Origin of the sequence: Nocardia sp. NPDC052001 (assembly GCF_040680615.1) — a bacterium.
Taxonomy (GTDB): Bacteria; Actinomycetota; Actinomycetes; order Mycobacteriales; family Mycobacteriaceae; genus Nocardia.
On sequence record NZ_JBFAXC010000009.1, the window covers coordinates 160,215 to 174,890 of the forward strand.

The 14,676-nt window shown below is 65.6% G+C and carries 12 protein-coding genes and 1 pseudogene; 7 read left to right on the forward strand and 6 right to left on the reverse strand.

Annotation, left to right across the window (positions count from 1 at the left end; genetic code table 11):
- Position 1 precedes the first annotated feature (1 nt).
- The 6 genes and pseudogenes from AB0L82_RS33585 to AB0L82_RS33610 all read left to right on the forward strand — a co-directional run bounded on the left by AB0L82_RS33585 (position 2) and on the right by AB0L82_RS33610 (position 6,545).
- Complete coding sequence (locus AB0L82_RS33585; RefSeq protein WP_364645634.1) at positions 2-1,507, forward strand: aldehyde dehydrogenase; 1,506 nt, start codon at positions 2-4, stop codon at positions 1,505-1,507.
- Positions 1,508-1,549: 42 nt separating this feature from the next.
- A pseudogene (locus AB0L82_RS33590) lies at positions 1,550-2,788 on the forward strand (NAD(P)/FAD-dependent oxidoreductase); the annotation flags it as partial.
- Between the two features lie 54 nt (positions 2,789-2,842).
- Positions 2,843-3,289: a RidA family protein gene (locus AB0L82_RS33595; protein ID WP_364645967.1), complete on the forward strand. Its 447-nt coding sequence runs from the start codon at positions 2,843-2,845 to the stop codon at positions 3,287-3,289.
- On the forward strand, positions 3,286-3,960 hold the full coding sequence (locus AB0L82_RS33600) for a DUF1028 domain-containing protein (RefSeq protein WP_364645637.1): 675 nt from the start codon (positions 3,286-3,288) through the stop codon (positions 3,958-3,960). The genes AB0L82_RS33595 and AB0L82_RS33600 overlap by 4 nt, the downstream gene beginning before the upstream one ends.
- The gene (locus AB0L82_RS33605) at positions 3,957-5,123 is read left to right on the forward strand and encodes a M20 family metallopeptidase (RefSeq protein WP_364645640.1); all 1,167 of its coding nucleotides are present in this window, start codon (positions 3,957-3,959) and stop codon (positions 5,121-5,123) included. Before AB0L82_RS33600 ends, AB0L82_RS33605 begins: the two co-directional genes overlap by 4 nt.
- Positions 5,124-5,138: 15 nt before the next feature.
- Complete coding sequence (locus AB0L82_RS33610) at positions 5,139-6,545, forward strand: aspartate ammonia-lyase (protein WP_364645643.1); 1,407 nt, start codon at positions 5,139-5,141, stop codon at positions 6,543-6,545.
- A 27-nt stretch (positions 6,546-6,572) separates the two neighbouring features.
- On the opposite strand, the gene AB0L82_RS33615 is transcribed toward AB0L82_RS33610, so the two are convergent.
- The 3 genes from AB0L82_RS33615 to AB0L82_RS33625 form a co-directional block, all read right to left on the reverse strand.
- Positions 6,573-7,229 (reverse strand): HAD family hydrolase, encoded by a 657-nt coding sequence (locus AB0L82_RS33615; RefSeq protein ID WP_364645646.1) that lies wholly within the window; start codon positions 7,227-7,229, stop codon positions 6,573-6,575.
- A gap of 18 nt (positions 7,230-7,247) precedes the next feature.
- Positions 7,248-8,045: an EamA family transporter gene (locus AB0L82_RS33620; RefSeq protein ID WP_364645970.1), complete on the reverse strand. Its 798-nt coding sequence runs from the start codon at positions 8,043-8,045 to the stop codon at positions 7,248-7,250.
- A 362-nt stretch (positions 8,046-8,407) separates the two neighbouring features.
- Complete coding sequence (locus tag AB0L82_RS33625) at positions 8,408-9,025, reverse strand: TetR/AcrR family transcriptional regulator (RefSeq protein ID WP_364645649.1); 618 nt, start codon at positions 9,023-9,025, stop codon at positions 8,408-8,410.
- A gap of 124 nt (positions 9,026-9,149) precedes the next feature.
- Here AB0L82_RS33625 and AB0L82_RS33630 point away from each other — a divergent pair, with 124 nt between their 5' ends.
- Positions 9,150-9,644: a nitroreductase family deazaflavin-dependent oxidoreductase gene (locus AB0L82_RS33630; RefSeq protein WP_364645652.1), complete on the forward strand. Its 495-nt coding sequence runs from the start codon at positions 9,150-9,152 to the stop codon at positions 9,642-9,644.
- Positions 9,645-9,738: 94 nt separating this feature from the next.
- Here the strand turns inward: AB0L82_RS33630 and AB0L82_RS33635 are convergent, their stop codons facing one another.
- From AB0L82_RS33635 to AB0L82_RS33645, 3 genes are all read right to left on the reverse strand, one after another.
- A complete protein-coding gene (locus AB0L82_RS33635) occupies positions 9,739-11,517 on the reverse strand; it encodes an acyl-CoA dehydrogenase family protein (protein ID WP_364645655.1) in 1,779 nt (592 codons plus the stop codon).
- Between the two features lie 209 nt (positions 11,518-11,726).
- Complete coding sequence (locus AB0L82_RS33640; protein WP_364645657.1) at positions 11,727-12,980, reverse strand: cytochrome P450; 1,254 nt, start codon at positions 12,978-12,980, stop codon at positions 11,727-11,729.
- Positions 12,977-14,167 (reverse strand): cytochrome P450, encoded by a 1,191-nt coding sequence (locus tag AB0L82_RS33645; RefSeq protein ID WP_364645660.1) that lies wholly within the window; start codon positions 14,165-14,167, stop codon positions 12,977-12,979. Before AB0L82_RS33645 ends, AB0L82_RS33640 begins: the two co-directional genes overlap by 4 nt.
- Between the last annotated feature and the right edge of the window lie 509 nt (positions 14,168-14,676).

A 14,676-nucleotide genomic window follows, 5' to 3' on the forward strand; every position in this document is an offset into this window, starting at 1 on the left:
GATGACACCACCATCCTCGGCCGCGGACTGGTCGGCCCTGGCCGAAACACTCGCTCCGCGTACCGAACTGTTCATCGACGGATCCTTTCGCCCCGCCGCCTCGGGCGAGACGTTCGACTCTATCGCACCGGCGACCGGCGACGTGCTGGCGCGTGTAAGTGCTGGTGACGCCGCCGACGTGGACCGGGCCGTGCGCGCCGCGCGCTCGGCGTTCGAGTCCGGGGTCTGGTCCCGGGCGGCCACATCCGAACGCAAGCGGGTGCTGCTGCGGCTCGCGGAGCTGATGCTCGAGCATCGCCACGAACTGGCGCTGCTGGACTCGCTCGATATGGGCAAGCTCGTCGCCGAGGCCGACACGGTCGATGTGCCTTCTGCCGCAGCGCTTTTCACCTACTATGCCGAAGCCCTGGACAAGATTCCCGGCGAGATCGCGCCCACCGATCCCGGCGCACTGGCCCTGGTCACGCGCGAACCCTTGGGTGTGGTCGGAGCGGTCGTGCCGTGGAACTTCCCCCTCGATCTCGCGGTGTGGAAGCTTGCGCCCGCACTCGCCGCCGGAAACAGTGTCGTGCTCAAACCCGCTGAGCAGTCACCATTGTCGGCGCTGCGGCTCGCCGAGCTGGCGGCCGAAGCCGGGCTGCCCGATGGCGTACTCAATGTCGTGCCCGGCCTGGGTGCGACCGCGGGTGCGGCGCTGGGCCTGCATATGGACGTCGATGTGCTCGCGTTCACCGGCTCGACGGAGACCGGCAAGCGGTTCCTGCGCTACGCCGCCGACTCCAACCTCAAGCAGGTGTGGCTCGAATGTGGCGGCAAGAGCCCAAATCTCGTGTTCGCCGACGCCGATCTCGACGCGGCCGCGGAGAAGGCGGTGTTCGGTGCCTTCTATAACCAGGGGGCGGTGTGCTCGGCCAACTCACGCCTGCTGGTGCAGGAAGACGCGGCCGAGTATCTGACCGAGGCGCTGTTGCGGCACGCCGCCGAGATCCGCCCGGGCGATCCGCTCGATCCGGCCTCCACCCTGGGCGCGCTCGTATCCGAGGAACACACCCGCACCGTCATGGGATTCATCGACCGCGCCCGCGCCGAGGGCGAGGTGCTGCTCGGCGGCAACCGCACCACCGTGGCCGGGCGGGGATGCTTCGTCGAGCCCACCATTTTTACCGGCCTGCAAGCGGACTCGGAACTGGTCACCCAGGAGGTCTTCGGTCCGGTGTTGTCGATACAGACCTTCCGCGATGAAGCCGAGGCGGTGCGCATGGCCAACCACAGCGTGTACGGGCTGGCCGCATCGGTGTGGACGAACAGTCTCGATCGCGCCCACCGGGTGTCGTCCGCGCTGCGGGCGGGCACGGTGTCGGTGAACACCGTCGACGCGCTCAGCGCCCAAACACCTTTCGGCGGTTTCAAACAGTCGGGCTTCGGCCGCGATCTGTCGCTGCATGCGCTCGATAAGTACACCGGCTTGAAGACGACCTGGTTCACCATTCGCCCGGCGGTCGGTTGAGTCATGGAATTGACAACTCTCCCAAGGCATTCGGAGGTGCAAGTGTCCACCGAGGAGATCGACGTTCTCGTGGTCGGTGCCGGTCAGGCCGGTATCGCGATGAGTGAGCACCTCACCGCCCACGGCATCACACACCTGGTGCTCGAGCGTGATCGCGTCGCGGAGCGATGGCGTTCGTGGCGCTGGGATTCGCTGGTTGCCAATGGACCCGCCTGGCATGACCGCTTCCCCGGGCTGGAATTCGATATCGCCGCAGACGAATTCGCCACCAAAGAGCAGGTCGCGGATTATCTGGCCGCCTATGCCGACAAGATCGCCGCGCCGATTCGCACCGGCGTCGAGGTCACCGCGGTGTGTCGCAACACCGGCCGACCCGGCTTCCGCGTCGAGACCTCCGCCGGAACCATCGACGCGCGCTTCGTCGTCTCGGCGACCGGTGCGTTCCAGCGGCCGATCATCCCCAATGTCGTTCCCACCGACGCGGGTATTCATCAGATCCACTCGAGCTCCTACCGCAATCCGCGGCAGCTGCCCGAGGGCGCGGTGCTGGTGGTTGGGGCCGGATCATCCGGCGTGCAGATCGCCGATGAGCTGCGGCGCTCGGGCCGCGCGGTCCATCTCGCCGTCGGGCCACACGATCGCCCACCGCGCAGCTATCGAGGCCGCGACTTCTGCTGGTGGCTCGGAGTTTTGGGCAAGTGGGGAGCGGCGGTTCCACCGCTGGGAGCCGAGCATGTGACGATCGCGGTCAGCGGAGCTCGCGGCGGGCACACCGTCGACTTCCGAGCTCTCGCCGCCGACGGGATCACCCTGTGGGGAACGGCGACGACCTTCACCAACGGTGTCCTACGGTTCGCCTCGGACCTGCGGACGAACATCGAGAACGGTGACGCGAACTACCTGGCGATGTTGGCTGAGGCGGATGAGTATGTCGCCCGCAACGGTCTCCAGCTGCCCGAGGAGCCCGACGCGCATCTGCTCGGCCCCCTGCCGAACTGTGTGACCGAACCCGCCGCCGAACTCGCGCTCGCCGAGGCTGGTGTGAGCACGATCGTGTGGGCGACCGGATTCGCCAATGACTATGACTGGCTGCGGGTCGACACATTCGACGACCGAGGAAGACCGGTGCACCAGCGCGGCGTCTCGGCCGAGCCGGGACTGTACTTCCTCGGCCTGCCGTGGCTGTCGAATCGCGGATCGAGCTTCCTGTGGGGCGTGTGGCACGACGCCGCATACATCGCCGGGCAGATCGCGATCCAACGCGGCTACCTCGCCCACAAGGCGGCAACCCGAACAATCCCGTCTCCTGAACCATCCCTCGGCATCCGAAAGGAACTGTGCGCCTTGACTTCCCCTACACACCGGCGGATTCGGCCGTTCAACACCAAAGACACCTATCCCGAGCAGAATCTCTCGAACGACCTGTGCCAAGCCGTGGTCGCCGGTGGCGTGGTGTACCTGCGCGGCCAGATCGGCCAGGACCTCGAGACCCGGGAGTCCGTCGGCATCGGTGATGTGGCCGCGCAAGCCGAGCGGGCCATGAGCAATATCGCCATGCTGCTCGACGAGGCGGGCAGCTCATTGGGCGACGTCGTCAAGGTCACCGTCTATCTGACCGACATTCGATACCGCGAACCGGTGTATCAGGTGATGGGACGCTGGCTCGAGGGCGTGTTCCCGGTCTCGACCGGTCTCGTTGTCGAGGCCCTCGCCCGTCCGGAGTGGCTGGTCGAGATCGATGCCACAGCGGTGCTCAGCGAGCCCGAGGACGGCGGCGCATGACTCTGTCACTGGTAGCGCGTGACCCCCGCACCGGGGCCTTCGGTGTGGTCATCTGCTCGTCCAGCCCCGCAGTGGCGGCGCGCTGTGCACACCCGCGCGCGGGCGTGGGAGTTGTTGCCTCGCAGAACATTACGAATCCGGCACTCGGCGTGCACGTCCTGGACCTGCTGGACGCTGGACATAGTGCCACCGCAGCGCTCGAGGCGGCATTGGCGCAGGAGCGGTTCCCGGACCACCGCCAGGTGACCGTCGTCGATATCCATGGCGGCACGGCGGTGCACTCCGGCGCATTCAGTCTCGGAGCCCACGGTGAGGCTGTCGGTGAGCAGGCCGTGGCCGCGGGAAATCTGCTCGCACACGACGGCGTCCTCGCCGAAATGCTCGCGGGATACACCGGCAGCGTGTCGGCGACCTTCGAGGACCGCCTACTCGACGGGCTCCGCGCGGGCTTGGCCGCTGGCGGTGAGGCGGGACCGGTGCATTCCGCCGGTCTGCTGGTCGTCGACGATGTGTCCTGGCCGGTGACCGATCTGCGGGTCGACTATGCCGCCGACCCGTTGGCGGATCTCGTTGCCCTGTGGGAACTTTGGCGACCGCAGAAGGCCGACTACCGGCTGCGCGCCGTCGATCCGACGGCCGCGCCCTCCTACGGCGTTCCGGGTGATCTATGACCACCATCGACCAGGTGATCGCCCGGGGAGTGACCACCGCCCATCCGGGCTTGATCCGGCTGTCCCGCGATCTGTACGACCATCCCGAAACCGCCTGGGAGGAGGTCCGTTCGGCGCGCCGGGTCGCGGAACAGTTGGCGGACAACGGATTCGAGGTCACCGACCGATACTGCGATCTGGACACCGCGTTCGCGGCCCGGATCGGCAGCGGTGACCTGCGCATCACTCTGTGCGCGGAGTACGACGCATTGCCCGGCCTCGGACACGCGTGCGGCCATAATCTGATCTCGGCCATCTCGGTGGGTGCGGCGCTCGCGCTCGTACCCGTCGTCGATGACCTGGGCCTCACATTGTCGGTGATCGGGACACCCGCCGAGGAGGGCGGCGGTGGCAAGATCGAGCTCCTCGACCGCGGCGGTTTCGACGGCCAGCACGCGGCTGCGATGGTCCACCCCGGCCCGGTCGATGTAGCCGTGGCGCGCCCATTCGCGGTGTCGCACAGTCACATCGAGTATCGCGGCAAATCCGCGCACGCCGCCGCCTACCCCGAACGCGGCGTCAACGCGGCCGACGCGTTCACCATCGCACAGGTCGCGATCGGGCTGCTGCGCCAGCAACTGCCGCACTCGGTGCGAGTGCACGGCATGATGACGCGCGGCGGTGAAGCACCGAACGCTATCGCCGAACACACCGAAGGCCGGTGGTACGTGCGCGCGGAAACTCTCGGCGAACTCGCCGAGGTCGAACCCCGCATCCTGCGCTGTTTCGAAGCGGGCGCGTGGGCCTCGGGTGCTGAACTCACCGTCACCCCCGAGTCCAAACCCTACGCCGAATTCCGCACGGACACCGAACTTCTCGCCTGCTACGAGCGGCGCGCGATCGCGGCGGGACGCCATTTCACCTCGGGCGCCGACGCGATGTTGGCCCGGGCATCCACCGATATGGGCAACGTCTCCCAGCTCATTCCCGCCATCCATCCCTACATCGGCATCGATTCGATGCCCGCGGTCAACCACCAGCCCGAATTCGCCACCGCCACCACCACTCCCGCCGCCGACGCGGCGATCGGACAGGGCGCGGTGGCGCTGGCCGGCACGATCGTCGACGCCGCCACCGATACCCGGATCAGGAATCGCCTGATCCACGGCCACCGCGCGGACTGACGCAGGAGCACAGCCATGGTCACACCGACCCCGTCCCCTGTCCGCACCGAGCATGATCTGCTCGGCTTTCACGATGTTCCCGCCGATGCCTACTACGGCGTGCACACCGCGCGCGCAATGGCGAACTTTCCGATCAGCGGGGTACCGATCTCGCGGCTGTCCGATCTGGTCGTCGCGATCGCCTCGGTGAAACAAGCAGCCGCACAAGCCAATCGGGACCTCGGCGAGCTCGATGGCGATATCGCCGAGGCGATCATCGCGGCCTGCACCGAGATTCGCGCCGGTGCCCTGCACGAGCACTTCGTCGTCGATCAGATCCAGGGTGGTGCGGGGACTTCGACCAACATGAACGCCAATGAGGTGATCGCCAACCGAGCGCTCGAGATCCTCGGCCATGAACGCGGCGACTACCACATCGTCCACCCGCTCGAACACGTCAATCGCGGCCAGAGCACGAACGACGTCTATCCCACCGCGGTGAAGGTCGCGCTCGGATTCGCCGCGCGCACACTGGAACACGCACTGCGGCTACTCGCCGAGCAATGCGTGGGGAAAGCCGTCGAATTCGCCGACATGCTCAAACTCGGCCGCACCCAGCTCCAAGACGCCGTCCCGATGACCCTGGGTCAAGAGTTCGGCGCCTTCGCGGTGACCATCGGCGAGGATGCCGACCGCCTCGCCGAAGCGTCCACGCTGATCGCCGAGATCAACTTGGGCGGCACCGCGATCGGGACCGGCCTCAATACCCATCCCTCATACCCGGGCATCGCGTGCGAGCACCTGCACCGGATCACCGGCCTGCCGCTGATCACGGCCCGAGACCTGGTCGAAGCCACCTCCGACGTGGGCGCGTTCGTTCAGCTCTCCGGTGTGACCAAACGGTCGGCGATCAAACTGTCCAAGATCTGCAACGACCTGCGGCTGCTGTCCTCCGGACCACGAGCGGGGCTCGGCGAGATCAATCTCCCACCCGTGCAAGCGGGTTCGAGCATCATGCCGGGCAAGGTGAACCCGGTTATCCCCGAGGTCGTCAACCAGGTCGCCTTCGAAGTCGTCGGCAACGACCTCACCATCACCATGGCCGCCGAGGCCGGACAGCTCCAACTCAATGCCTTCGAACCGATCATCGCCCGCGCCCTGCTGTCCTCGCTCACCCACCTCACCGCCGCCGTGCGAGTGCTGACCGACCGCTGTATCCGCGGCATCACCGCCAACCCCGACCGCATGCGCGACACCGTCCTGAGCTCCGCCAGCATCGCCACGGTGCTCAACCCCGTACTCGGATACGAAGCCACATCCGCCCTGGTCACCGAAGCGATCGCCACCGGTGCCACGATTCCGGAGCTGATCCGCCGCTCCGCCCTGATCGACGATGCGGTCCTGACGCGCATATTGAGCCCGGACAATCTGCGCCGCCGATGAGGGCGTTCCGAGAGGATCCGGTCCGGCTCACGGCCACGTGCTGGTGAGTGACTGCACGAGGGCCACAACAACATTCGGATTCAACACGTCGACGATCGCATCCGGTGAATGCTCAGCCAGCTCCTCGCGAGGTGTTCGATGGGCGACGACGATGACACCGAACCTCGCCTGCCTGGCGCAGTCAATGTGATGGGGCGCGTCGCCGATGACAACCGTGTGCGCCGGGGAGAGCGGCTTGCCGTACTTGCTTTCGAACCGTGCGGCCACGACGGCGGGAAGGTCGAAGCGGTCGCGCGCATCGGATCCGAAAGCCCCTATGTCGAAATCGATATGCCGGTCCAATCCGGCGCTCCGAAGTTTGAGCTCGGCGGCGGATCGCGGATTATCTGTCAGCACAGTCTGTACGAGCCCGTGCGCGTCAAGGATTTTCAAGGTGTCCGCCGCGCCCGGGTACGCGGGCTGATCGTGTGCCGGCTCTGATTCCTCTTCGGCCACAACCTCATCCATTTGCCGATGAGGCTCGTCGACACCCTCGTCGTCGGCATCGGCCGGAATCAAGGTGCCGTCGACGTCCCAGATGACGAGTCCCGCACGCTCCACGCTCATTCCGTGCATCTTGGCAGATTCGGCCACAATGCACACAGGCTCGTCGATCCGGATCGGCTCGTGGTCCTGCGATGACATCGCCGATGGGGCAGGAAGTTACAGCGGCGCGGGTGGTTCCGGTGCCGGCTGGCGCGTGGGTAGCGCGCTGATGGTCAAGGCCAGCATGACCAACGCCATGCCCGCCAGTTCGAACAGCGTCGGGCGTTGGGCGAGGGCGATCGCGCCGACCACGGTCGCGGTGGCAGGAAGCAGAGCGAGCAACAGCGCGAAACGAGCCCGGCCGACCGCGGTCAGCACCACCTGATCCAGGGCGTACGGCACCGCGCTCGACAGGATGCCGATGCCGAGACCGAGTAGCCAGGTGCGGGGGTCGGCGAAGACCGTTGCGTCGATGGCGAATTGGGGGATCAGAACGAAGGGCGCGGACAGGATCGCGGCGGCGGCCATTCCCACCGCGAGGGAGTCCTGACCATCGCCCGCGTCGGCGACGCGTTTGCCGACCAGGATGTATCCCGCCCACAGGACGGCCGCAGCAAGGGCGAAGCCGATGCCGACCGGTTCCACGTCGAGTTGGACTCCGGCCAACAGGATCACACCGATCGCGACCAATGCGACAGCGAGCAGATCGCGGGCTCGACGCGACCCGAGCGTTGCGACGGCAACGGGGCCGAGAAATTCAATGGCGACCGCCGTGCCGAGTGGAATACGCGCGATCGCCTCGAAGAACACGATATTCATCGACACCGTGACGATGCCGAACCCGGCCGCCACGGCGATCATCCGCCGAGTCCAGCGAGCTCGCCATGGCCGCCGCCAGGCCAGCAATGCCACGCTCGCCGCGGCGGCCCGCAACCAGGCGACGGTCGCGGGTTCGGTGGTATCGAACAAGGACACTCCGAGCGCGGCACCAGCGTATTGGGAGGTCGCGCCGACGATGAACACCATCGGAACCGACCAGAGGGGAAGCGCGCGCCCCGACGAGCGTTCGATAGTCGAGACCGAATTCATCCTATGAGTAAGCCACAGCACAACACGGAGTTCAACGCGGTTCCGGATCATGTCCGGCCCGCGCCTTGACCATTCGCGTGCAACACGATTCGAGATGCGGGCACGCTCTGCCTGGAGAAGAGTTCAGGGGACTCCAACTTTCACTCTGCACCCGTGCCTGCCATCCGACACGACGTTCCCGCTTATTCTCGGAATCGGACGTTCGAAAAGTGATACGCGGCGGTGACTTTCGAAGTCGGTGACGTGGCTCAGCGTGTCTTCGTCGCGGTAGCGAACCCGGCTAGAGCCGGGGCGACCCAGGTGGTGAGGTAGTCGCGCAGTTCGTGCCCGCGGCGAGGGGGTCGTCCGGGATCGATGACGAAGGACTGGACGATCCGCAGCATGTGTTCGACGAGTTGGTTCAGGTCGGCTTCGGAGAATCCCGCCGCGGTCCAGTCGACGGAGTAGCGTCGCAGCATCGATCGGCCGAATTCCAGTGCGGTGTCGGAGGTTACCCCGGCGGAGAAGGCGCTGGCGCGTCCTGGGGCGAGTAAGAGGTTGAGGTATTTCTCCTCGGGCAAGCGTTCGAGGGTGTAGGCGATCCCCTCCACCACGGCGGTGGCAGGGTCTCGGATCCGGCTCAGGTGATCGGCGAGCACATCGAGGAAATGCGTGGTCTGAGCGACAGCGGTGGCGGTCAATAATGCTTCGGCACTGGGGAAGTAGCGATACACGGTCTGACGGGTGACGCCGAGGTCGCGGGCGACTTCCGCGATGCTGATGTCGACACCGGACCGATCGATCGCCTGGCGTGCCGAGGTGAGAATGCGCTCCACGGCTTCCTGATCATCGGCTGGTGCGGCGCCTGACCAGCCATGTGTTCGCACCGATGTGCCCACCCCTCCGCTCGTCCATGGGTTCCGGCCGAGATTACCGGCTCACCTCCATCGACCAGCACATGCGTCGACAGTTCACCCTTGACCATACATATGGTTATGAATGTATGGTCTGATGGTGAACTCCACTCAGCCCCCGCGCCCCAAACAACTCGATTCACCCGTCCTGCCGAAGGTCTTCAAAATCGTTGGCAGAGCCCAGGTCTGGGTCTACAAGCGCACCGGCGGTCGCATCGGGGGCAAATGGCGAATCGGCGCCGGATTCCGCAAACCGGTCCCGACGCTGCTGCTCGACCATTCCGGCCGCAAGTCCGGCACCACCTACACCACGCCACTGCTCTACATCACCGACGGCGCCGACACGATCATCGTCGCGTCCCAAGGCGGGCTGGCGAAACACCCGCAGTGGTACCGCAACCTGTGCGCGAACCCGGACACCCACATCCAGATCCGCCGTGAGCGCCTACCGGTGCGCGCCGTCACCGCCGATCCGGAGCAACGCGCCCGCTTATGGCCGAGGCTCGTGGATGCCTACGCCGATTTCGACACCTATCAAGCCTGGACCGAGCGGGAGATCCCGGTGATCATCCTGCGGCCACGAACAGAATGACGGTGGGTTCAGATCCTGAAGCGTCCGGCGGACGCTCGCAACGGTAGATGAACAGCGACCCCGCCGGGGGTGTCAGCGGGGTCGCCGGATGTGTTCACCGAGCTATTGGAACACTGGCCGAGAACGTAGTGTCCGCCCAACCCGCGTGGTTCTGCCAGGCGCGGATGTAGTCGGCAGAGAAGATGGGACCGGGCAGTTCGGGGATGTCGAAGGCGCTCACCATGGTGGGTAGGTGCGCGGTGAGCAGCGCGTAGTGGTGGTGTAGTTCGGTGGTGAGCTGCGCGGCGCGGTGCGATGACATGTGTTGGTGGGTGGTGTACCACACCGCGTGCGCGCGGATTCGCTGCAGTGCGTAGGCGGCTGCCGCCGAGGATGCCAGTTGCCGTGCGAACGGGTGGTCGCAGGACCGGGCGGCGGACAGAAGTGCTTGTGCGGCAAGGCGTTCAGCAATCGCGGTGGCCAATTCGATTGCCGCGCAATCGGGTCCGGGTGCCACGCCGGTTGCCTCGTACGTGCCTTGGCGAAGGGCGGCGGCGATGGCGCGTTCGCGCTTCTCGAGCATCACGACATGCCAGGGCTGTTGGGTGGGGGTGTTCGGGAGCCGCAGTGGTGGGCGGTCGACGGCGAGCTTGCCTGCGGTGACCTGCAGGATCTGGTTCTCGCCTTCAGCGGTGATAATCGCTTCGAGGTTCCCTATCCAGTCCTGCAGGTGGTTGATGCGTAGCGCGCCTTGCGCGGCTGCCCGCTGTCGGCATGTGATGACGGTTCGATGGGCGGTGTTGGACAGCAGCGGTTTCGCGAGCATGGACCACATCGCGTCGTCTGGACCGGTGTGGGTTCCGGCCGCGCGGATATCGCGGATGTATCGGCCGAGCACGCTGGTCGCGTAGACCTCGACGAGCGCGCGGATCAGATCTCGTTGCACCGCATCACGATCAGCCATGCGAGTTCCGGTGCCGGGTCGGCGCTGGTTGGTGTAGTTGACGAGCCCGGCGAGTGCGGCTCTGGCGCTGGCAATTGCCGCGTTGGCCAGGTCGAGGCGTCCATTGCCGAGCACACTGATCGCGGCGTGGAACCGTCGGCGTGGGGGTAGCGCGCATTCGAAGACCCCGTCGGGGTTGATATGCGCCCAGTCTCCGCCCAGCAGCGCGTCCGCGGGCAAGCGCACGTTGTGGAACCGCACCATGGCGTGATCCATCGGTGCGGAGTCCTTATCGGGCAGCCGAACCACGTCCACACCGTCCGCGAGACCATCGGTGGTGCGTAGCCGCAGTAGGAACGGAAGCACCCCTTCGTCTCGGCCGTGTACGAGCAAACGTGCCGTGACAACAACGGTTTTGGGGACATCGGGGTCCGCGACGTTGGGCATGAACTTGACCGCCGCGGGACACGGAGTGCTGAGCACGAAACCGCCGACTACCGGATCCCAGGTGGCGGTGGTTTGCTGATCAGCGCCATTGGTTCCGCCGAGCTCGGTGAGCATCAACGCCCCGAGGGTGGTGGCGGTATCGAGCTCGCGAAGGCAGTTCTGCTGGTAATCCGAGCCGTTACCCAGAGCCAGGATTGCCCCGATCGCGAGGTCGAAATGCCCGGTCAGCACCAACAGCAGGCGTGGCGCCGCGACTTGGGCCCAATCACACAGTGCGCCACGCAATTGCGGATCCGCGGCGATCTCGCGGGCGGGAAGGCCGAGCTCACGGATGACGGTGCGAAGTAGATCAGGAGCACCTTGCGTCAGTTCGGAGTACGTGGAGCCCGACTGTGGCTGATCAGGCAGCCCGACGACAATATCTCGAACCCGGTGATGCAAGGCGCTCTGCGCACCGAAAATCACTGTGCGCAAGGCGTGCACGGTGTGTTCATCGTTGATCATCGGGGGTGTGTGCGCGGGAATCCGGTCGCGAAAAAGGTCTTTGGTTGTCATGTGGAACTCACTTCGACGCTCGAGCTGATCGCGCACACCGATCAGCGGCCGCCGTAGTGAGCGGTCGCTAGGTTATGCGCGGATCATTGTTCAACCACGCGAGCCCGCGGCCGCGCAGGTGGCGGGCCGGGGTTCGCGAATTCTGTTGGTACTGCCTCCTATCCAATGTTCAGCGGGGGTGACGGAGGGAAGGTGACGGGCAGTGCTGCCAGTGCGCGATGGAAAGGCCCGGGGCGCCATACCAATTCCTCGGCGGGGACCGCCAAGCGCAGCTCGGGTAGCGCGTCCAGAAGGAGGTCGATCGCCTCCTGGACGATGAGGATGGAGGCGGCGCGGGCTTGCATCGGGCAGGAGTGCGGGCCCGCGCTCCAGGCCAGATTCCATCCGTTGCGCAGGTACTGGCCGTCGTTCATTTCCGGATCGTTGTTGCACGCGGCCATGCTGATGATCACGGGCTGATGAGCTGGGAGCCAGACCTTGTCGACCACGACGGGCTGGCGAGGATAGGACAGGCAGTAGTTCGCCAGTGGTGGGTCCTTGGCCAGGATCTCGTCGATCGCGGTGCTGGTCGACGGTGGGAACGCGGTGCCGCCGAGCGCGAACCGCGGATCGGTGAGCATCAGCAACAGCGTGTTGGCGATCAGGTTCTGCGGGATCTCCACACCGGCGGAGTAGTGGGTCACAAGCTGATGAATCATCTCCTCATCGGAGAGCGCGGCCGGATCACGAACCAGGCGGGTGGTGATGTCATCGTCGGGGGAGGCGCGTTTGAGCAGTGAGAGCTCCAGCAGGGCCTCGTTCAGCATCGAGTTGACCGTGTCGGTGTCCACGCCCTCGAACATCGCCGCACTCGCCGCGGCGACCCGTTCGCCGATGTGAGCGGGGCAGCCGAGCATGTGATTGATCGAGGAGAACACCAGCGGCAGAATGTATTGTGCGATCACATCCGCGGTGCCGTCTTCGCAGAAGGCGTTGATCAGCGGTATCGCGATCGGTTCCACGGACGCGCGGACCGCGTGCAGATTGAGATCCGCGAGCGCGTTGACCGTGGCGCTGCGATAGCGAGCGTGTTCGGCGCCATCGGAGCGCAGCGCGTTGGGTCGCCATTCGACCATCGGCATCATGTCCAGACCCGGGGGCATGGTGCGCTGCCAGGTGCGGGGATCGGCGGGAAAATGGTAGGGATCGTTGAGGATTCGCACCGCGGTGTGGAAGTTGATGACCAGGGTCGCTGAAACCCCCGGAGCTAGCTCGACCGGAACCAGGGAGCCGTAGCGTGCGCGCATGCTGTTGTAGGCGCGGTGTGGGTCAGCGGCGAATTCCGGTGCATGTAGCGGGATTCGGGGCCCGAGGGCCTCCACTGGCAAGGGGGCGTCCTCGGTTGTCGGTGCGGGTGTGTGCGGTGCGTTCACCGGATGCTGGCTCCTTGCAGGAAGGTCAGGGGTGGGGCGGGTGGAAAGGTCACGGGTATGGCGACGGGTGCGCGGTGAAAAGTGCTGGGGTGCCAGCTCAATTGCTCGATCGGCACCGCGAGCGCGATCTCGGGTAGGGCGTCCAGTAGTTGATCGATCGCCTCCTGGACGATGAGGATGGCCACCGACTGGGCGGGACAGCTGTGCGTTCCCGCGCCCCAGGCCAGATGCGCGCGATTGCCCGCACGATCGCCGCTGATCGCGGGATCGTTGTTGCATGCGGTCAGCCCGATCAGAACCGGTTGATTGACCGGTAGCCACACGTCCCCGATGATCTGTGGCTGTCGGGGATAGCGGGGACAGCCGTTCTGTACGGGCGGGTCGGTGAACAGCACCTCGTCGATGGCCTCGCGTACCGACACCGAACCGCTGACCAGATCATCGTGGAATCCGGCGTCGACAGCCATCAGCAGCAGGGTGTTGACTATCAGATTCCAGGTCGGCTCGGACCCCATCGCGTACAGCTTGACGACCTGCTCCACGACCTCGCCGTCATCGAACCCTGCGGGGTGTATGAGCAATTGCGAGATCACGTCGTGTCCAGGAGCGTGACGCTTGGCCGTGACGGACTGCGCGACAGCACTTCTGAAGATCTGCTCGTTGAGGTCGGAGGATTCGGGATCGGCGGTCGCGTTCAGCGCGCTCATCGCCGCGTGCACGTTATCGCGTACGTCCGGGGAGAACCCCAATAGATCGTGCAGCACCTGCTCGGTGAGCGGACGGGCGTACTGGCCGAGTAAGTCGGCCGCACCCGACTCGCAGAAACCATTGATCAATGGCACCGCGACGGCCTCGACCGCAGCGCGCAGTGCGTGCAGATCGATACTCTCCATGGCGGCGGTGTAGGCGCCGCGTGCACGAGCGGGCTCATCGCTCTCATCACCGGCGGGGCCCCACTCCATCATCGGTAGCACCGGGCACTGGTCAGGGATCGTTGTGCGCCACGCTCGATGGTCGGCGGGAAAGTGGTCGGGGTCGCCCAGGATGTGCAGGGCTTGGCGGTAATCCAATACCAGTGTCGCCGGTACGCCGGTCGCGACTTCGACCGAGACCGCAGGGCCGTGCTGACGTAGTTCCTCGTAGGCGCGGTGCGGGTCAGCCGCGAATTCTGGGGTGTACAACCTCATTGCTGATCGCTCCGCAATCCGCTCCGGTGCCGTGACACGGACAGATGAGTGCGGTGTCACCGAGACCGGTGACGCGTCGGTGGACAAGGGATGCTCCCGGGGCAGGGTGGAGTGGACCGACGAACGTCATTCCCCTGCAGTGGGTCTCACGCTGTCGGCACCTGGGACGGATGTGGCCAATGTGGAGCTAATAGTTCAGTTCGCAAGCAGGTCTACCGGAATCAATTGCTACTCGGATGCAGAGAGAGCGAGCATTCTCTATGCGCCCCAGTCGGATACGAGTTCTGAGCTCCTCGGCCCAGCTTTGCTGCTGTGATCAGGCAGGATCGCCGAGGCGATAGGGGAGGAGCCAAACATGTTTTGCCATAACACGTTTCGTGCACGACTTGATGATAGCTGTGAGCGATGGCTCTCGCAGTATGAATGTGGACTTGACTGACGAGACCTGGACGAACGTTCAATGCACCTCGCTGGTTCGTCGAGGTTGCCGAGGCCCCACACAGTTCCAC